Source organism: Paractinoplanes aksuensis (assembly GCF_024137025.1).
GTDB lineage: Bacteria > Actinomycetota > Actinomycetes > Mycobacteriales > Micromonosporaceae > Actinoplanes > Actinoplanes aksuensis.
On record NZ_JAMYJR010000013.1, the window covers coordinates 189,728 to 206,975 of the forward strand.

Genomic DNA, 17,248 nt, shown 5'->3' on the forward strand with positions numbered 1-17,248 from the left:
TGCGCGAGCGGGTTTCAGGGGGCGACCAGGCCGGTGCGGTAGGCGACGACCACAGCCTGGACGCGGTCGCGCAGGCCCAGCTTGGCCAGGATGCGGGCCACGTGCGTCTTGACCGTGGCCTCGGACAGATGCAGGCGGGCGGCCAGCTCGGCGTTGCTCAGGCCGTGGGCCAGCAGCTCCAGCACCTCGAGCTCGCGTGGGGTCAGCGCGGCCAGGTCACGGTGCGGCGGCGCGGGTTCGGTGTCGTGCTGGGCGAACCGTTGCACCAGGCGGCGGGTGATGGCCGGGGCGAGCAGGGCGTCACCGGTGCGGACCAGGCGGACGGCGCCCACCAGTTGCTCGGGGGTGACGTCCTTGAGCAGGAAGCCGCTGGCCCCGGCGGTCAGGGCCGCGTACACGTACTGGTCGAGGTCGAAGGTGGTGAGCATGATGACCCGCGGCGCCTCGCCGGCCCCGGTCAGGATGTGGCGGGTCGCGGTCAGGCCGTCCATGACGGGCATGCGGATGTCCATCAGGACCACGTCCGGGTGGTGCCGGCGCACCGCGTCGACCGCCTCGGAACCGTTCGTGGCCTCGGCCACCACCTCGATGCCGTCGGCGCTGAGGATCATCCGGAAGCCCGCGCGGACCAGCGCCTGGTCGTCGACGACCACCACCCGCAACGGGTCGGTCATGTCGCCTCCAGGGGGATTCGGGCCCGTACGCGATAGCCGCCGCGCAGCCGCGGGCCGGCCTCGAGCGTTCCACCGTAGACCGCGAGCCGTTCCCGCAGTCCGATCAGCCCCTGCCCGCTGCCGGTGGCGGTCGCCCCGCCTCGTCCACCGGTGTCGGTGACCTCGGCCTTCAGGACGTCCTCGGCGTACTCGACCAGCACCCGCACGGCGGCGCCGGACGCGTGCTTGACAGTGTTGGTCAGCGCCTCCTGCACCAGCCGGTAGACGGCCAGCTCGACGCCGGACGGCAGCGACCCGCGCTGCCCGCGCTCGACCAGCTCGACCTCGACCCCGGAGTCGCGCACCCGGTCGACCAGGGCGGCCAGGCCACCGAGCCCGGGCTGCGGAGCCAGGTCGTCCTCCTCGCCGGGCACCGTGAGCAGCCCCATCACGTGGCGCAACTCGGTCATCGCGGCCCGGCCGCTGGCTTCGACCGAGAGCAGCGCGGTACGAGCGTCCTCGGGCGTGGTCTCCATGACCTTGCGGGCCGCGCCGGCCTGGATCACCATCACGCTGACGTTGTGGGTCACCACGTCGTGCAGCTCGCGGGCGATCCGGGCCCGTTCGACCTCGGTCGCCCGGCGCAGCGCCTCGATCTGCTCGTGTTCCATGGCCGCCATCCGGGCCCGGCCGTCGTCGGCGTGTTTCCGCCACCGGCGCAGCCCTTCGGCGGCGACCCCGATCGGCAGCAGGATCAGGAACGGCACGGCGCTGTCGGAGACCGAGCTGGCGTCCGACTGCAGCCCCGCATGCAGCAACGCGGCCACCGGCAGACTGGCCAGAGCCGGGATTTTGTACGGGCTGAAGACCGCCGCGCTGTAGCCGGCGATCACACAGGCGAAGAACGAGAGGCGCAACGCCGACGGATCGTCATCGACCACCACGGCCATGGCCAGCACGACCCAGAGCACCGCCAGCGGGTAGCGGCGGCGGAACACCAACGGCAGCACGACCAGCATGATCAGCACCGCCGTCCAGCCCGTGTTGGGGTTGTCCTCGACCGGCAGGAACGGCGGCCACACCGGGTCCGGGGGCGTCGGGGGCACCGGTCGGGCCGGCAGGTCCAGCATCCGCGGATCGAACTCGACCCGGTACGGCCCCCTGCTGTCGGAGCGCCCGGAGGCGAGCGCGACCAGGCCGAGCCCGGCCGCGAGGAGCAGGTCGAACAGCTGGCCCCGGCGCGACAACGGCGGCAGCGGCCCGGCCGGGCGGGCCAGCGACCGGACGGCGGCCCACAGCCTGGTGCGCATCATCGACCGATTCTCGCCGCCGCACCGGGTCGAGGGCATCCTTCCCTGGACTACATCGCAGGGATGACGCCCTCGCGAAGATGCCTCCCGCTGCCGATGTGTCCGGTTCGGACTCGTCCCTAGCGTCAGGCCCATGACTACGCCATTGATCGAACTGCATGAGGTCACCCGCCGGTACGACGAGGGACCGCCGGCCTTGAACGACGTGTCCCTGAGCATCGCGCCGGGTGAGGCGGTGGCGATCCTGGGCCCGTCCGGCAGCGGCAAGTCGACGTTGCTCAACCTGGTGGCCGGGCTCGACCGGCCCAGCGCGGGCACGGTCACCGTGGACGGGGTCCGGGTCGACCAGCTGGGCGAGGCGGCCTCGGCCAAGTACCGCCGGGCCCGGATCGGCCTGGTCTTCCAGTTCTTCAACCTGCTCGACGACCTGACCGTGGCCGACAACGTGATGCTGCCGGCCCAGCTGGCCGGGATGAGCCGCGGCACGGCCGAGCGCCGGGCCACCGAACTGCTCGGCCGCCTCGGCGTCGACCGACACGCCGCCGCCTACCCCGGCCGGCTGTCGGGTGGGGAACGGCAGCGGGTCGCCGTGGCCCGGGCCCTGATGAACAAGCCGGCGTTGCTGCTGGCCGACGAACCGACCGGGGCCCTCGACACCGCCTCCGGCGAGGACGTCATGCGGCTGCTGACCGAGCTGCACGCCGACGGTCAGACCGTCGTCCTGGTCACCCACGACCTGGTGCTGGCCGAGCGGTGCGCGACCCGGACGGTGCAGCTGCTCGACGGGCGGGTCGCCACCGACACCGCGCTGGAGGTGCTGCGATGAGCGCGTTGTCCCGGGTGGTCCGCTCGGGGGTCGGCCGCAAGCGGGTCCAGACCGTGGTGATCGGCCTGGTCGTCATGATCGCGGTGACCTCGGCCGTGCTCGGCGGCTCGCTGCTGGCGGCCTCCCAGGGGCCGTTCGACCGGGCCTTCGACCAGCAGAAAGGCGCGCACCTGAGCGCCCAGTTCGACCCCGGCGCGGTCACCGGGACCCAGCTGGCGGCCACGGCGGGCGCGACCGGGGTGGCCGCGTCGGCCGGGCCGTTCCGCACCGCGCAGGTCGAACTGATAGACCACTTCGGCCACCCGGTGCCGCCGATCATCGTCGTCGGGCGGGCCGACGCGGGCGGGACGGTCGACCGGGTGGTGCTGGACGAGGGCCGGTGGGCCACCGCCCCGGGCGAGATCGTGCTGGCCTCGGGCGACCGGATGCGGTTCGGGCGGGGGGTGGTGGGTCGGCAGTGGAAGGCCGGTGACACCCAGCTCACCGTGGTCGGGATCGCCCGGTCGGCCAGCGACACGGCCGGCGCCTGGACCACCCCGGCCCAGCTCGCTGCCTTCGCCGGGGACGGTCCACGTACGTACCAAATGCTGTATCGCTTCTCTGCGGCCGACACCGCGGAGCAGGTCAGCGCGGGCCGGACGGCGATCGAGAAGCTCGCCCCGATGGCCGGTTCGGTGTCCTGGCTGGACATCCGCCGCGACGCGATCAGCGACACCATCCTGCTGGTGCCCTTCCTGATCGCGTTCGGCCTGCTCGGCGTGGTCATGGCGGTGCTGATCATCGGCAACGTGATCGCGGGCGCGGTGTCGACCTCGACCCGCCGGATCGGCATCCTCAAGGCCCTCGGCTTCACCCCGGCCCAGGTCACCCGGGCCTACGTCGGTCAGGCGCTCATCCCGGCCGCGGTCGGGGCGGCGCTCGGGGTGGTCGCCGGCAATCTGCTGATGCTCCCGATCCTCGCCCAGACCAACCAGCTTTACGGAACGAACGACAGCGGCGTCTCGCCCGCGGTCGACGCCCTCGTGGCCGGGGGCGCCCTGGCCCTGGTGGCGCTGACCGCCGTGGCCGCGTCGGCCCGGGCCGGGCGGCTGCGCAGCGTCGACGCGCTGGCCGTCGGCCGCACCCCGCAACCCGGCCGCGGCCGCTGGGCGACCCGGTTGACCAGCCGGCTGCCGCTCCCGCGACCGGTGACGCTGGGCCTGGCCCACCCGTTCGCGCGGCCCGTGCGGGCGGTCAGCATCGTCGCCGCCATCGCGTTCGGCGCGGCCGCGGTCACCTTCGCGATCGGGCTCGGCACGTCGCTGAACCGGGTCCAGGAGGTCGAGGACCTCGCCGACATCCAGGTCAACGCCCTGCACGAGAAGGGGGCGCGACCGGGCCCCCGGGAGCCGGAACCGTTCGACGACCCGGCCGCGATCGAGCAGACGATCGCCGGGCAGACCGGCACCGGCGGCTTCATGGGCGTGGCCCGCAGCGAGATCACCGCGGCCGGGATCAGCGGCGACCTCGACGCGGTGGCCGTCACCGGGCCCGATTCGGCGCGCTACTACCGGATGGTGTCGGGCCGGTGGCTGACCGGACCGGGGCAGATCATCGTGTCGACGCCGTTCCTGACCGCGGCCGGTAAGGAGGTCGGCGACACCATCACGCTGACCAGCCACGGGGTCGCGGTGCCGGCCACCATCGTGGGCGAGGTGTTCAACCCCGACAACGACGGGATGCAGGTCGTCACCGACATCGCGACCCTGCGCGTGGCCGAGCCCGAACTCGTGCCGTCGACGTACTACGTCTCGGTGCTCTCCGGCACCGACATCGAGGCGTACACCGACAGTCTGAAGGCGGCCCTGCAGCCGGAGGGCGCGATGGCCGACGAACTCAGCCACGGGCCGGACGAGATGGTCATCATCGTCAACACGCTGACCGGGCTGCTCAGCCTGATGCTGATCGTGGTGGCCGGTCTGGGCGTGATGAACACCGTCGTGCTCGAGACCCGCGAACGCGTCCACGACCTGGGCGTGCACAAGGCGCTCGGGATGACACCGCGGCAGACCACGGCCATGGTGATCGCCTCGGTGGTGGTCACCGGGGTGATCGGGGGCGTGGCCGGCACGGCGGTCGGGGTGCTGCTGCAACGCACGGTCATCACCGAGATGGCGAGCAGCGTGGGCTTCCGCCTGCCGAGTTCGGTCCTGGACGTGTACGGCTCGGGGGAACTGCTCCTGCTCGGGCTGGCCGGTTTGGTCATCGCGGTGGCGGGCGCCCTGCTGCCGGCCGGCTGGGCGGCCAAGACCCGGGTCGCGGTGGCCCTGCGGACGGAATGACCCCGGCTACTCGCCGGACAGGGTCGGCCGGGTCGCCATAATGACGAACTCGGCGCCTGGTAGCGGCCCTCGTCGATCAGGCGATGGGCCAGGTTCAGGCCGGCGCCGGTCTCGACCTCCTCGTCCGGCAGCAGCGTGCGGGTGGCGTCCAGCAGTGCCACGACCGAGGCGGCCGGGGCGGGTCCGGCGCCCGGCGGCGCTAAAGTCGGCGTCGGCCGGGTGCCGGATCTTCATGGCGCTTCAACGGGGGAGGGCGCAGTGATCGATTGGGCCGGGTTCATCCCCGCGGCAGTGCTCGTTTCGCTCATCCCGGGGGCCAACCAGCTGCTCGGCTTGAGCAACGCGGTCCGGTACGGCCCGGCCCGGGCGCTGGCCGGCGTGGGCGGGCGGCTGGCCGCCTTTGTGGTGCTGATCGCGCTGGTGGTGGCCGGGCTGGGGGCGGTGCTGGCCACCTCCGCCACCGCCCTCGAGGTGATCAAGTGGGTCGGTGTGCTCTATCTCGTCTGGCTCGGCATCACCAGCCTGCGCAGCGCCGCCCGTGACCCCGGCCCGTCCCACATCGAGGGTGCGGGCGGCGGAACGCGCTCGATCGTGGTCCGGGAGTTCGTGGTCGCGATCAGCAACCCCAAGGCTCTGCTGCTGTTCGCCGCCCTGCTGCCCCAGTTCGCCTCATCAGGCTTCGAGATCGCCGTCCTCGGCCTCGCCTACCTGGTGGTGGAGCTGGTGATCGGCCTGCTCTACATCGCGGTCGGCTCCCGGCTGGGCGCCACCGGCATCCCGGCCCGCACCCAACGCCGCGTCGATTTCGGCGCCGGCGTCGTCTTCCTGGGCCTGGCCACCCTGCTCGCCGTCGACGACCTGGCCTGACCGCGCCAACTCGTTCCTAGGGTGGGCCTGCTTGAGTGCCGTGGGGAAGGTGGGCTGGTCGTGCCGACTCGTTCCTAGGATGGGCCGGCTTACATGTCGGGGGAAGCTGGGCTGGTCGTGCTGACCCGTTCCTAGGACGGGTCAACTTGAGTGCCATGGGGAGGCTGGGGTTGGTCGAGCCGATCCGTTCCTAGGGTGGGTGAGCCTGGTCGCCTCGGAAGATTCGCATTGACCGGGTCCAACTGTTCCTAGCCTGGGCGAGCCGGAGACCGAGCCTAGCGGCGCAGGCGGATGAGGGCGGCCAGCAGGGCCAGGGCGGCGGCGGCCGCGTACATGGGGGTGGTCAGGCCGTAGGCGGTAGCCAGCGCACCGCCGAGCAGGGCGGCGAGGGCGGTGATGCCCGTGCCGGCTATCCGGAAGACGCTGGTGACTCGGCCAAGCAGTTCGTCGGGGGTGGCTTCCTGGCGGGCGGACATGAGGGCGACGGCGCCGATGCCGCTGGTGGCTCCGAAGAGGGCGAGCAGGGCCGCGGTCAGCCACACGTTGCCGCCGAGCGCGATGCCGGCCCAGGCGATGGCTTGGCCCGCACACGACAGGGCGAGCGCGTGCCAGTGGCTGAGGCGGCGGGTGAGCGGCTCCACCCACCATTCGGCGGCCAGGGCGCCGGCCGCGCTGGCTGCGATGAGGATGCCGTACCAGGCGGGGGGCACCCGCAGGACCTCGGTGGCGTAGAGGACGAAGGTGGCGAAGGCACAGACGAACGCGCTGTTGTTCACGCAGGCGGCCACGATGAGGAAGCGCACGTCGCGATGGCCGGTGACGAAGCGTAGGCCCTCGCGGATGTCAGCCGCGATGCTGGTGCGGGGGCGCTGGATGTGCAGCTCGGGCAGCTTGCGTACGAAATAGGCCGAGGCCAGGAAGCTGAGCGCGTCGGCCGCGAAGGGCAGGCTGCGCCCGAGGGCGAAACCGGCGGAACCGAGAGCCGGTCCGGCGAAGCTGCGGCCGATGGTGTCGTATGCGGCGAACCGGCCGTTGACGTGGGTGAGCACGGCCTTGTCCCGGCCCACCAGCACCGGGATAGCGCCCTGCGCGGCCGCGTCGAACAGGCAGGTGCCGATCCCGATGGCCAGCACCGCCACGACCAGTACGCCGATGCCGGCCTGGCCCGTCAGCAGCAGGATCACCAGCGCGACCAGGATCGCGGCCCGGGCCAGGTCGGCGACGATCATGGTGCGGCGGCGGGACCAGCGGTCGGCCAGCGCGCCCGCGGGCAGCCCGAACATCAGCCAGGGCAGCAGCACCGCGGCCGAGACGACCGACAGCGTGAACGGGTCACTGGTCAGCGACGCGGCGAGCAGCGGCACCGCGACCGTGAGCGCGCCGTCCCCAGTGACCGAAATGGCCTTGGCGGCGAGCAGGGGAGCGGCACGCCGGATACCGGCGTGCCGCTCGGACACCTGATGGGTGCTCACGCGTACAGGATCGCAGTCAGGCGAGGGGGCGCCGGATCTCGCCGTCCTTCACACCTGCGGCGAAAGCGTCCCATTCGGCGTCGGTGAACGACAGGATCGGCCCGTCGGTGTTCTTGGAGTCGCGGACGCCGACACCGCCGGACACGAATGCCACCTCGACGCAGTTCTCGTCCCAGCTGCGTACGCTCTTGATCCAAGTGGCGTCGGTGAAGTCGAGACCCTTGTCCATGGTTCCTCCCGTGATCAGTGCGCCTCTCGGGTGAAGGCACTGACCGGCAACCTAGGACCGGTTCGCCGCGGGTATCTACCACGCAGGTGCGTGCAAGTTCGGGTCAGTTGCGGGGTTGGACCAGGCCGTTGTCGTACGCGAAAATCACGGCCTGGATGCGGTCGCGGGCGCCGATCTTGGCCAGGACCCGGCCGACGTGCTTTTTCACCGTCGATTCGGTCAGGGTGAAGCGTTCCGCGATCTCGGTGTTGGTGGCGCCCTGGCCGATGGCCTCGAGCACCTCGCGTTCGCGGTCGCTCAGGGCGGCCAGCCGAGGGTCGAGTTGTGCCGCCGGGGCCGAATCCTGCAGGTACGCCGTCATCAGTTTCCGGGTCAGGCTGGGCGCCACCACCGAGTCACCCTCGGCCACGGCGCGGATGCCGGCCAGCAGCTCCTCGGGGCGGGCGTCCTTGAGCAGGAAACCGCTGGCCCCGGCGCGCAGACCGGCGTACACGTATTCGTCCAGATCGAAGGTGGTCAGGATCAGCACGTGGGTGCGGGAGCCGGCCGCGGTGATGCGGCGGGTGGCCTCGATGCCGTCCATGCCGGGCATGCGCACGTCCATCAGCACCACGTCGGGGTGGGTCTGGTCGACCATCCGCACCGCCTCGGCGCCGGACGACGCCTCGCCGACCACGATCATGCCGGAGGTGCCGTCGAGCAGCATCTTGAAACCCAGGCGCTGCAACGGTTGGTCGTCGGCGATCAGCACGGTGGTCATGCGGGCTCCTTCAGTACGACGTCGACCAGCCAGCCGCGTTCGGCCGGGCCGGCGGTCACCACCCCGCCGTACAGGGCGGCCCGTTCCCGCATGCCGACCAGGCCGTGGCTCGGGGCCGCGGGGGTGCCGCGGCCGTTGTCCCGCACCCGGACCCGTACCTCGCCGTCGGCCGCCGCCAGCGTGACGTCCGCACTGGCGCCGGGTCCCGCGTGCTTGAGGGTGTTGGTCAGTGCTTCCTGGACGATGCGGTAGACCGCGAGTTGCACGCCCCGGCCCAGCGCGTGCAGGTCGCCCGAGGTCGAGTAGGTGACCGGCAGCCCGGCCGCCCGCACGGTCGGCAGCAGCCGGTCGAGGTCGTCGATGCCGGGTTGCGGGCTCAGCTGGGGGTCGGCGTCCTGGTCGCGCAGCACGCCCAGCACCCGGCGCAGCTCGGCCAGCGCCTGCCGGCCGGTGTCCCCGATCAGGCGCAGCGGTTCCGCGGTCTGCTCGGCCCGCGCGGTGGCCAGGGCGGCCCCGCCGTCGGCCAGGCCCACGATCACCGACACGTGGTGGCCGACGATGTCGTGCATCTCGCGGGCCACCCGGGCCCGCTCGTCGGCCACGGCCAGGCGGGCCCGCTGGTCCCGCTCGACCTCGAGCCGGGCGGTCTTGTCCTCCAGCTCGACCAGGTACGCCCGGCGGGTGCGCACAGCGACGCCCGAGGCGACCGCGGCGAACGACGTGCCGAACACGAGGAACAGGGTGAGCAACCGGTTCTCGGCCACCGGGTTGACCCAGTAGATCTCGCTGATCAGCAGGGCCAGCGTGATCGCGGAGGACCACGCGATGGCCCGCCACGAGCTGCGGGACGCCACCCCGAACAGCAGCACCAGCAGGATCACCCCGGCCCCGACGGCCACGTCGAGCAGGCTCTGGACCAGCTCGACGGCCGCCGCGACCAGGAACGCCGGGAACGGGTAGCGCCGCCGCCAGTACAGCGGGGTCAGGATCACGAGCGTCGCGATCGTGGCCGGCAGCGGACTCTCGATGATGTTCGGGATGCTGAAGAGCACGATCGGAACGGCGACCACGGTGTCCATGACCCACGGGCGGCGCCGGTCCGACGCGCGCAGCCGCGCCTGCTGTTCCACCAGCCATCCCTGCGTGCTCATCAGCCCATTGTCCCTTTACGCGTCGGACTTCTTGAGCCGGAACGCCGCGGCGACCAGGGTCAGGATGACGTAGCCGGCGAAAACCGCGAGACCGGTCCACGGCGCCAGGCTGCCGTCGGACTGGGTCAGGGCCATGACGGCGTTGCCCGCGTTGCTCGGCAGGTACGGGGTGATCGCGTCGGCGATGGCGTCGGGCAGCAGCGCGGCCAGGCCGGGCACGATCAGTAGCAGACCGGCCAGGATCGCGATGGCCCCGGCGCTGGACCGGACGAGCATGCCCAGCGCGACGCCGAGCACCGCGACCAGACCCAGGTAGAGGCCGGCGCCGAACAGGACTCGCAGCACCCCGTCGTCACCCAGGGCCATTTCGGCCACGCCGTTGTTGAGCACGGCCGAACCCAGCGCGAAGGCGGCGAAGGCGCCGGCGGTCATCATGACCACGGCGGCCAGACCGGCCACGAGGCTCTTCGCCCACAACACCGGCGTCCGGCGGGGCACCGCGGCCAGGGTGGCCCGGATCATGCCGGTCGTGTACTCGCTCGCGCCCAGCAGCGCGCCCAGCACGCCCACGGCCAGCGCGGCCATGATGCTGCCGGACAGGGCCAGGTCGACCGCCGACAGGTTGTCGCCCGAGAACGAGGCCGAGGCGATCGCGCCGAACGCGATCAGCAGCAGCACCGAGATCCCGGTGGTGATCCAGGTCGAGCGCAGGGAGGAGAACTTGGTCCATTCGGCGGCGACGACGCCACCAGCGGTGATCTTCATCGGGCGGCCTCGTATTCCACAGCGTCGCGGGTCAGGTCCATGAACGCCTCTTCCAGCGAGGCGTTCTGCGGGGTCAGTTCGAACAGCGGGATGCCACGGGTGGCCGCGGCCAGCCCGATCTCGCGGGCGGAGGTGCCGGTGACGAAGAGTTCTTCGGCGCCGGTCGAGGTGACAGTGACGCCGGGGGCGGCGATCACCGTGCGCAAGGCATCCGGGGCGGCGGTGACGACCCGTACGCCCTCGGAGGTGACGAAGTCGGCCACCGTGGTGTCGGCCAGCAACTTGCCCCGGCCGACGATGACCAGGTGGTCGGCGATCAGCGAGACCTCGCTCATCAGGTGCGAGGAGAGCATCACGGTGCGGCCCTCGGCGGCCAGGCCGGAGAGCAGGGTGCGCACCCACAGCACGCCCTCGGGGTCGAGACCGTTGACCGGCTCGTCCAGCATCACCACGGCCGGGTCGCCGAGCAGCGCGGCCGCGATGCCGAGCCGCTGGCCCATGCCGAGCGAGAACGCGCCGACCCGCTTGTGGGCGACCTCGGACAGGCCGGCCAGGGCCAGCACCTCGTCGACGCGGGAGCGGGGGATGCCATGCGTACGGGCCATGGCCAGCAGGTGGCTGACGGCCGTGCGGCCCGGGTGCACGGCCTTGGCCTCGAGCAGCACCCCGATCTCGTGCAGCGGGGCCTTGGACGACGCGTACGGCTTGCCGTTGACCAGCACGTCACCCGAGGTCGGCCGGTCCAGCCCGACGATCATCCGCATGGTCGTCGACTTGCCGGCGCCGTTGGGCCCGAGGAAGCCGGTGACCTGTCCGGGCTGCGCGGTGAACGACAGGTGGTCGACGACGGTCTTCGCGCCGTACCGCTTGGTCACTTCGCGTACCTGAATCATGGTGACAACGCTAAATACGTTTGCTGCCAAGATCGTGGTACCGCGGGCGGCACTTGTGGGCCGCCCGTGGTACCACGGTGCTATCGGCCGTACACGTTCACGTCATAGAGCGAGTAGCCCCATCCGGTCGCGCGTTGGGTGCCCAGCACGCGGACGAAGCGGCCGGTGGCGTTGACCGCGACGTCGTCGATGCCGCCGTTGCCGGTGGTGGTGGAATAGACGGTGGTCCAGGTGCGACCGGTGGGGGAGGTCTGGATCTGGTAGGACCGGGCATAGGCGGCCTCCCAGGTCAGCTTGACCCGGTTGATGGCGCGAGCCTGGCCCAGGTCGAGCCGGAGCCACTGCGGGTCGCTGTGGGCGCTGCCCCAGCGGGTGCCCGCGTCGCCGTCGGTGGCGTTGGCCGCCAGGTGCAGGCTGCCGGGCTCCACGCTCGAGGCCACCCCGCGTACGCCCCGGGCCAGATCGACGCCGGGCGGCTGGGACGGGCCGTCGGTCTTGATGCGGATGTTGCGGTAGCTGATGTCGAGCCCGGCGCCGTCGTTCTGCACGCCGATGTAGCCGTTGGCGATGTTGCGGTCGCTCAGGTAGTCGTTGACCTTCACGCCGTTCAGCCAGACCTCGACCCGTTGACCGTGAACGGCGATCTCGTACGCGTTCCAGGAGCCGGGCGGGTTCAGCGCGGCGTCCCGGACCGCGGGGTCGGGCGCGGCGAAGCTGTAGACGCTTCCGGTCGTACGGGAAGGGTCGGCGTCGGTGGCGTCGATCTGGATCTCATGGCCGTCGGCGACCGGCTTCCACGGGTCGCCCTGGGGGTCGGGGAAACCGATGAAGACGCCGCCGTTGTCGTCGCCCGGCATCATCCAGTCGAGCTTGAGCGAGTAGTTCTCAAATGTGCGTACGGGGTACCACAGCAGCCCCATGCCGCCTTGCGAGCTGATGGTGCCGTCGGCGAGGGTGAACCCACCCGGGCCGGCCTGCCGCCACTGGTCGAGGCTGGCCTGCGTACCGTCGAACAAGGGGGTGTAGCCGCTCTCGGGCCGGCAGTCGGCCGGGCGGTTGCCCGCCGCGATCTGGATGCCCCCGAGGATCTGGCGCAGGAAGAGCGGTTCCGCGTACGACTCGTCGGTGTGGCCCAGCCCGGTGTACCACGCCCGGCCCGCACCCACGTTCTTGCACCAGGTGATCGGATGATCCTCGCCCATGTTGCCACCGGAGTACGAGCTCTCGTCCAGCGTCGCCAGCACCTTGGCGCCGTCCCGGGGGTTGGTGCGGTAGTTGTACCACTCGTCGTAGCGCGACCACGCCTGCGGCAGGTGCGAGGTGGAGGCGCTGCCCCGGTCCTCGACGTGGACGGTGGCGGTCTGGTTGGCCGGGTGCGAGTGGAAGTACGCGCCGACCAGGTTCGCGTACCAGGGCCAGTCGTACTCGGTGTCGGCCGCGGCGTGGATGCCGGCAAAACCGCCGCCGTTGTTCACGTACGCCTCGAAAGCGGTTTGCTGGGCGTCGTTGAGCACATCGCCGGTGGTCGAGAGGAACACCACGGCCTGGTAGCGGGCGAGATTGGCCAGGGTGAACTGGCCCGCGTCCTCGGTCGCGGTGACGCTGAAACCGTTGGCCGCGCCCAGTTGCTGGATGGCGGCGATGCCGCGGGGGATGGATCCGTGGCGGAACTGGGCGGTCTTGCTGAAGACGAGAACCTCGGTCAGCGGGGCGGCGGCGGACGGTGCCGGCACGGCCAGGGCCGCTCCGACCAGAAGAAGGGAGGCGGCGGCTTTCTTCCAGTACATGCAGGGGACTCCAACCGGCTCGGGGAAAGGTCGGCGGTGACCTGTAGTAAACATGGGATGACTGTGAGGGTCAATCACGCCCGTCGATTCTTGGAAACGCCTGAAACGTTGAGCTGCCGGGCGACATGTTGAGGTGTGACAGAGATGCGAGAACAGCGGGACAGACGAAGGTACGAGGAGGTGTACGCGAGCACGTACGCCGACCTCGTGCGGTTCGTCGTCCGGCGCGGCCACCCGGTCGACCAGGCCGAGGACGTCGTGGCCGAGGCGTTCGTGGTGGCCTGGCAACGGCTGGCCGACCTGCCCGGCGCCCACGGTGAGGCCCGGGCCTGGCTCTTCGGCATCACCCGGCGGCTGCTGCTGGCCAAACACCGCACCGAGAACAGGGGCCGGCTCCAGATTGCCGGACCGGTCGCCATGGCCGGGCACGACGACCTCGTCGCCACCTCGGTCGACCTGGCCAGCGCCTGGACCCGGCTCGGCCCGGCGCACCAGGAGGCCCTGAGCCTCTCGGTGTGGGAGGGCCTCAGCGCCGCGCAGGCCGCGAAGGTGCTGGGTGTCTCGCCGGTGGCCTTCCGGATCCGCCTCAGCCGCGCCCGGCGTCTGCTCAAGCAGCACCTTGCTGTGCCCACTCCGATGCCCTCCGCCAGCGAAAAGGGATACGCGTGATGACGATGGACGAACTGCTCCGCAGCCACGACCCGGCCCGCGCCGTCCCCGACGACCTGGTCCACTCACCCCGCGCCGCGGCCACGCTGGCCCGGGTGATGGCAACCGAGGTTTCCGCCCGGCCGCCGCAGCGGCGACGCGTGGCCCGGTTCGCGCTGGCCGGCGCGCTGGCCGTGACCGGGGTGGTCGCCGCCGCCCCGATCCTGGGCACCGACGAGGCGGCCATCGCCACCTGGGACGCCGAACCCCGCCCGGCCACCGCGACCGAGACGGCGGAGAACGTGCGGCATTGCGCGGAACTGACCCGCATCGGCCCGGCCGGCGGGCGGCCGATGGTAGAGGTCCGCGGCAACTGGGTGATGACCTACCTGACATCGGCCACCGGTGAGGCCCAGTGCCTGCGGTCGACGGTGCTGACGGCCGAGTACCCGGACGGCGAGGGCGAGGCGATGTCGGGCCCGCTGCTGCCCGCCCCGGCTGCGGACGCGCTGGCCACCATCGGGGTGCACAAGACTTCGGGCGGCGTCGCCTCAGGCACGCAGTTCATGGTCTCGGGCCGGGTCGGCTCCCGCGTCACCGCCATCGTCTTCGACACCCAGGACATGAAGGTGCGAGCCACAGTGCAGGGCGGCCGCTTCGCCGCGTGGTGGCCCCAGCGCAAGCCCGCCAGCATCGCCGGCCGCCTGCTCGACAACACCGGCTACAACGGCTCCCCCAACCCGAAGGTCACGATCACCCTCGACAACGGCAAAACCATCACCACGAACATCAAGGACTACGACGTCAACCAGTAGGCGCCAGGCGGGCCCGGGCCCGGAAACGAACCCGGCCCGCCGAGCCGCGCGCAGATGCGGTGGCAAACGGCCGCGGGTCGGTCGTGGCGCCGGGTGGGCTGCGCGACTGGTCAACCTTCGATGTTGCCGCCGACGACCGACAAAGGCCGAGTTGCTGGGGAGCGTGTGATCGAGTTCCGCCAGCTGGGCCCGGTCGAGATCCGCGTCGGCGCCCGGCGGCTCGAGGTGGGTCAGCCCCGGCAGTATGCCGCGATCTTGCCCGCGCGGATCTTGCCGGACTGTCCGCGGCCGGATGCCCGCAGCCGGACTGCCCGTTGGCATGACGAGTCAGAACAGCGACGTCAGTGATTCCCCTTTGCGGATGACTCGGGGGGTGCCGAAGGTGGGTTCAGGAGGTTTCTGGTTCCCAGAGGAGGAGTTGGCGGTGGTGGGTGAAGCCGTTTCGGGCGTAGAAGTCGACGGCGCGGCGGCCGGAGTGGACGGTTACGTGTTGGAGGCCTCGGCGGGCCGACTCGGCCAGGATCGCGTTCATCAGGGCGGCGCCGATTCCCTGGTTCCGGTAGGGCTCGCGGACCATGACCGACTGGACGTCGCCGTACCAGCGTTGCGGTGATTCGGGGCCGGGGATCCGTTCGGCGATCAGCAGCCAGGCCGCGCCGACCACCTCGCCGTTGGTCTCGGCCACGAATGGCAGGTGGGTGTCGGCGTGGGTGGCCATCCAGGCCGTGAACGGGCCGGGGTCGTCGATGTCGCGGAGTTCGGCCAGCGCCACCGCGTCAGCCGGGCCGCCTTGGCGCACGATCATGAGGTGGCCTGGTTGATCAGGGGCTGGAGCAGCGTGGACATGGTGGCGGCGGCGCGGTCGGGGTCGCTGGTGACGATCGCGTCGACCAGGTCGGCGTGCAGTTGGGCCAGGTCGTCGGTGTCGCCGGCCACGTCGTGCAGTTGGACCTCTTCGAAGACGCCCAGCAGGCCCTCGTAGACGTCCTCCAGCAGCGGATTGTGGGTGGCCGCCACCACCGCGCGGTGCAGGGCCGAGTCGGCTCGGACGCGTTCGTGCAGGTCGCCGCTTTTCCACGCGGCTTCGCGTTCGGCCAGCAGGGCCCTCAGAAAGTCGGCGTCGGCCTCGGTTCGGCGCTGGGCCGCTATGCGGGCCGAGGCGGCGTCCAGGGCCAGCCGCAACTCCAGGCTGTTGCGCCGTGACGTCGAGGCGACCCGGCGCGAGACCGACGAGCGCAGGTCCGAGGTCGACACCACGAACGTGCCGCGGCCCTGTTCGCGGCGCAGGATGCCTGCCGTGACGAGGGCGCCGATCGCCTCGCGGACCGTGTTGCGGCCGGCGCCGCTCCATTCGACCAGCTCGGGTTCGGTCGGGATCTTGCTGCCCAGCGGCCACGTGCCATCGGTGACCTGGGAGCGGAAGAGTTCGGTCACGCGGGTGCCGAGGCCGGCGCGATCAAAAGGCACGGGGTGCAGCCTATCCGGCGCTCGCCGGAACCGGGCGGCACGCGGCCCAACCGGCCCGCAGCGTGATCAGCAGGGTGGCCGCGAGCAGCCCGTACGTCAAATTCCAGCCGCCGCTGGCCTGGTGGATCACGCCCAGGGCGAGCGGGCCGACACAACCGATGCCGTAACCGACTCCTTGCACCAGGCCGGACAGCTTGGACGCGCTCTGCGAGTCGGCCGCCCGGGCCCCGATCAGGGTCAGGCAGAGCGGGAAGGTGCTCACACCGAGGCCGAACGCGGTGGCCCAGACGAGAGCGCCGGCCGCGGGGGCGACGAACATGCCCGCGTACCCGATGCCCATCAACCCCACGCAGACCGCGACGATCGGATAGGGGTTACGCAGCCGGGTGGTCAGCGGGGGTACGACGAAGGCGGCGATCAGCCCGAGGCCGGCGAACCACGACAGCAGCAGCGCGCTCGCCGTCGTGCTCAACCCGGCGTCCTCCAGCATGGCTGGGAACCACGTCACCAACGTGTAGACGTGCAATGTGGTCATCGCCATCAGGCCGATCAGACCCAGAACCGATGGCGTACGCCAGGAGACGCTGACCGCCGCCACGGGTGCGGCCGGGGCCCGGCCGCCTGAGCGGGGCATCGTGACGAACCACAGCACCGCCGCGGCCGCGGTCACCACGGCCCAGCTGCCGGCCGCCGTGCGCCAGCCGTACGCGCTGGCCAGAGGCAGGGCGAGCAACGGCGCCGCCAGTTGACCGATCTGCAGCAGCACCATGTACATCGTGCTGACCGCGTGCAGGCGCTGCGGGAAGTGCTGCTTCACGATCGGGATCAGGATGACGTTGGACGCGCCGACCCCGGCGAACGCGATCACCGTGGCCACGATCATGACGGTGGGCGACCAGGCCACGGCCCGCAGCAGGATGCCGGCGGTGGTGGCGGTGACCGCGAGTGCGGCCGTGCGTTCCAGGCCGAGCCGGCGGGCCAGCGGGGGAGCGGCGAACGCGGCGACGGCGAAGCAGGCCGTCACGATCGTGCCGATGGCGCCCGCGACCACCGGACCGAAGTGCAGATCGTCGGCGGCGTCGCCGGTCAGCACGCTGAACCCGGTCACCGCGGTGCGCAGGTTGAGGGCGGTCAGCGCGACGGCGAGCAGGATGCCGCGGTGCAGCCGGGCGGGGGCGAGGACAGTGGTGGACACCGCGGCAGTCAATCATGGGATGATGGGATGAATCCAGATCGAGTAGCGAGGCTCACGTGGATGGCTCGTGCTGTCATAGAGCCCGCTCG

Annotated in this window: 17 protein-coding genes; 5 read left to right on the forward strand and 12 right to left on the reverse strand. The window is 71.5% G+C overall.

Annotation, left to right across the window (positions count from 1 at the left end; all coding sequences use genetic code 11):
• Nucleotides 1-14 precede the first annotated feature (14 nt).
• Together M1L60_RS13690 and M1L60_RS13695 are read right to left on the reverse strand one after the other, a co-directional pair.
• A complete protein-coding gene (locus tag M1L60_RS13690; RefSeq protein WP_253237765.1) occupies nucleotides 15-674 on the reverse strand; it encodes a response regulator in 660 nt (219 codons plus the stop codon).
• A complete protein-coding gene (locus M1L60_RS13695) occupies nucleotides 671-1,966 on the reverse strand; it encodes a sensor histidine kinase (RefSeq protein ID WP_253237766.1) in 1,296 nt (431 codons plus the stop codon). The genes M1L60_RS13690 and M1L60_RS13695 overlap by 4 nt, the downstream gene beginning before the upstream one ends.
• 130 nt (nucleotides 1,967-2,096) lie before the next feature.
• On the opposite strand from M1L60_RS13695, the gene M1L60_RS13700 reads away from it, so the two are divergent.
• The 3 genes from M1L60_RS13700 (at nucleotide 2,097) to M1L60_RS13710 (ending at nucleotide 5,977) form a co-directional block, all read left to right on the forward strand.
• On the forward strand, nucleotides 2,097-2,789 hold the full coding sequence (locus tag M1L60_RS13700; protein WP_253237767.1) for an ABC transporter ATP-binding protein: 693 nt from the start codon (nucleotides 2,097-2,099) through the stop codon (nucleotides 2,787-2,789).
• Entirely contained in the window at nucleotides 2,786-5,110 is a 2,325-nt protein-coding gene (locus M1L60_RS13705) for an ABC transporter permease (protein WP_253237768.1), read from the forward strand. Before M1L60_RS13700 ends, M1L60_RS13705 begins: the two co-directional genes overlap by 4 nt.
• 258 nt (nucleotides 5,111-5,368) lie before the next feature.
• A complete protein-coding gene (locus tag M1L60_RS13710) occupies nucleotides 5,369-5,977 on the forward strand; it encodes a LysE family translocator (RefSeq protein ID WP_253237769.1) in 609 nt (202 codons plus the stop codon).
• A gap of 275 nt (nucleotides 5,978-6,252) precedes the next feature.
• Here M1L60_RS13710 and M1L60_RS13715 read toward each other — a convergent pair whose 3' ends face one another.
• The 7 genes from M1L60_RS13715 to M1L60_RS13745 form a co-directional block, all read right to left on the reverse strand.
• A complete protein-coding gene (locus tag M1L60_RS13715) occupies nucleotides 6,253-7,449 on the reverse strand; it encodes an MFS transporter (RefSeq protein ID WP_253237770.1) in 1,197 nt (398 codons plus the stop codon).
• Nucleotides 7,450-7,465: 16 nt separating this feature from the next.
• The gene (locus M1L60_RS13720) at nucleotides 7,466-7,678 is read right to left on the reverse strand and encodes a DUF397 domain-containing protein (protein WP_253237771.1); all 213 of its coding nucleotides are present in this window, start codon (nucleotides 7,676-7,678) and stop codon (nucleotides 7,466-7,468) included.
• 103 nt (nucleotides 7,679-7,781) lie between these two features.
• A complete protein-coding gene (locus M1L60_RS13725) occupies nucleotides 7,782-8,438 on the reverse strand; it encodes a response regulator (protein ID WP_253237772.1) in 657 nt (218 codons plus the stop codon).
• Complete coding sequence (locus M1L60_RS13730) at nucleotides 8,435-9,589, reverse strand: sensor histidine kinase (protein WP_253237773.1); 1,155 nt, start codon at nucleotides 9,587-9,589, stop codon at nucleotides 8,435-8,437. Before M1L60_RS13730 ends, M1L60_RS13725 begins: the two co-directional genes overlap by 4 nt.
• 15 nt (nucleotides 9,590-9,604) lie before the next feature.
• Nucleotides 9,605-10,354: an ABC transporter permease gene (locus M1L60_RS13735; RefSeq protein WP_253237774.1), complete on the reverse strand. Its 750-nt coding sequence runs from the start codon at nucleotides 10,352-10,354 to the stop codon at nucleotides 9,605-9,607.
• On the reverse strand, nucleotides 10,351-11,247 hold the full coding sequence (locus tag M1L60_RS13740) for an ABC transporter ATP-binding protein (protein WP_253237775.1): 897 nt from the start codon (nucleotides 11,245-11,247) through the stop codon (nucleotides 10,351-10,353). The genes M1L60_RS13735 and M1L60_RS13740 overlap by 4 nt, the downstream gene beginning before the upstream one ends.
• A gap of 80 nt (nucleotides 11,248-11,327) precedes the next feature.
• The gene (locus tag M1L60_RS13745) at nucleotides 11,328-13,034 is read right to left on the reverse strand and encodes a ThuA domain-containing protein (RefSeq protein WP_253237776.1); all 1,707 of its coding nucleotides are present in this window, start codon (nucleotides 13,032-13,034) and stop codon (nucleotides 11,328-11,330) included.
• Nucleotides 13,035-13,178: 144 nt separating this feature from the next.
• On the opposite strand from M1L60_RS13745, the gene M1L60_RS13750 reads away from it, so the two are divergent.
• The gene (locus tag M1L60_RS13750; protein WP_253237777.1) at nucleotides 13,179-13,703 is read left to right on the forward strand and encodes an RNA polymerase sigma factor; all 525 of its coding nucleotides are present in this window, start codon (nucleotides 13,179-13,181) and stop codon (nucleotides 13,701-13,703) included.
• Nucleotides 13,703-14,497 carry a hypothetical protein gene (locus tag M1L60_RS13755; RefSeq protein ID WP_253237778.1) on the forward strand — a complete coding sequence of 265 codons (795 nt, stop codon included), beginning with the start codon at nucleotides 13,703-13,705 and terminating at the stop codon, nucleotides 14,495-14,497. The genes M1L60_RS13750 and M1L60_RS13755 overlap by 1 nt, the downstream gene beginning before the upstream one ends.
• Before the next feature lie 388 nt (nucleotides 14,498-14,885).
• Here the strand turns inward: M1L60_RS13755 and M1L60_RS13760 are convergent, their stop codons facing one another.
• From M1L60_RS13760 to M1L60_RS13770, 3 genes are read right to left on the reverse strand one after another with little or no spacing between them, the layout of a single operon-like run.
• Complete coding sequence (locus M1L60_RS13760) at nucleotides 14,886-15,302, reverse strand: GNAT family N-acetyltransferase (protein ID WP_253237779.1); 417 nt, start codon at nucleotides 15,300-15,302, stop codon at nucleotides 14,886-14,888.
• Entirely contained in the window at nucleotides 15,299-15,964 is a 666-nt protein-coding gene (locus M1L60_RS13765; RefSeq protein ID WP_253237780.1) for a FadR/GntR family transcriptional regulator, read from the reverse strand. The genes M1L60_RS13760 and M1L60_RS13765 overlap by 4 nt, the downstream gene beginning before the upstream one ends.
• A 10-nt stretch (nucleotides 15,965-15,974) precedes the next feature.
• On the reverse strand, nucleotides 15,975-17,159 hold the full coding sequence (locus M1L60_RS13770; RefSeq protein WP_253237781.1) for an MFS transporter: 1,185 nt from the start codon (nucleotides 17,157-17,159) through the stop codon (nucleotides 15,975-15,977).
• Between the last annotated feature and the right edge of the window lie 89 nt (nucleotides 17,160-17,248).

What these genes read in the sequence shown, in the direction of transcription:
- M1L60_RS13725 (WP_253237772.1), bottom strand. Translation starts at nt 8,438, where the DNA reads ATGACCACCGTGCTGATCGCCGACGACCAACCGTTGCAGCGCCTGGGT.
- M1L60_RS13700 (WP_253237767.1), top strand. Translation starts at nt 2,097, where the DNA reads ATGACTACGCCATTGATCGAACTGCATGAGGTCACCCGCCGGTACGAC.
- M1L60_RS13690 (WP_253237765.1), bottom strand. Translation starts at nt 674, where the DNA reads ATGACCGACCCGTTGCGGGTGGTGGTCGTCGACGACCAGGCGCTGGTC.
- M1L60_RS13750 (WP_253237777.1), top strand. Translation starts at nt 13,179, where the DNA reads ATGCGAGAACAGCGGGACAGACGAAGGTACGAGGAGGTGTACGCGAGC.
- M1L60_RS13705 (WP_253237768.1), top strand. Translation starts at nt 2,786, where the DNA reads ATGAGCGCGTTGTCCCGGGTGGTCCGCTCGGGGGTCGGCCGCAAGCGG.
- M1L60_RS13755 (WP_253237778.1), top strand. Translation starts at nt 13,703, where the DNA reads ATGACGATGGACGAACTGCTCCGCAGCCACGACCCGGCCCGCGCCGTC.
- M1L60_RS13740 (WP_253237775.1), bottom strand. Translation starts at nt 11,247, where the DNA reads ATGATTCAGGTACGCGAAGTGACCAAGCGGTACGGCGCGAAGACCGTC.
- M1L60_RS13745 (WP_253237776.1), bottom strand. Translation starts at nt 13,034, where the DNA reads ATGTACTGGAAGAAAGCCGCCGCCTCCCTTCTTCTGGTCGGAGCGGCC.
- M1L60_RS13730 (WP_253237773.1), bottom strand. Translation starts at nt 9,589, where the DNA reads ATGAGCACGCAGGGATGGCTGGTGGAACAGCAGGCGCGGCTGCGCGCG.
- M1L60_RS13760 (WP_253237779.1), bottom strand. Translation starts at nt 15,302, where the DNA reads ATGATCGTGCGCCAAGGCGGCCCGGCTGACGCGGTGGCGCTGGCCGAA.
- M1L60_RS13695 (WP_253237766.1), bottom strand. Translation starts at nt 1,966, where the DNA reads ATGATGCGCACCAGGCTGTGGGCCGCCGTCCGGTCGCTGGCCCGCCCG.
- M1L60_RS13720 (WP_253237771.1), bottom strand. Translation starts at nt 7,678, where the DNA reads ATGGACAAGGGTCTCGACTTCACCGACGCCACTTGGATCAAGAGCGTA.
- M1L60_RS13735 (WP_253237774.1), bottom strand. Translation starts at nt 10,354, where the DNA reads ATGAAGATCACCGCTGGTGGCGTCGTCGCCGCCGAATGGACCAAGTTC.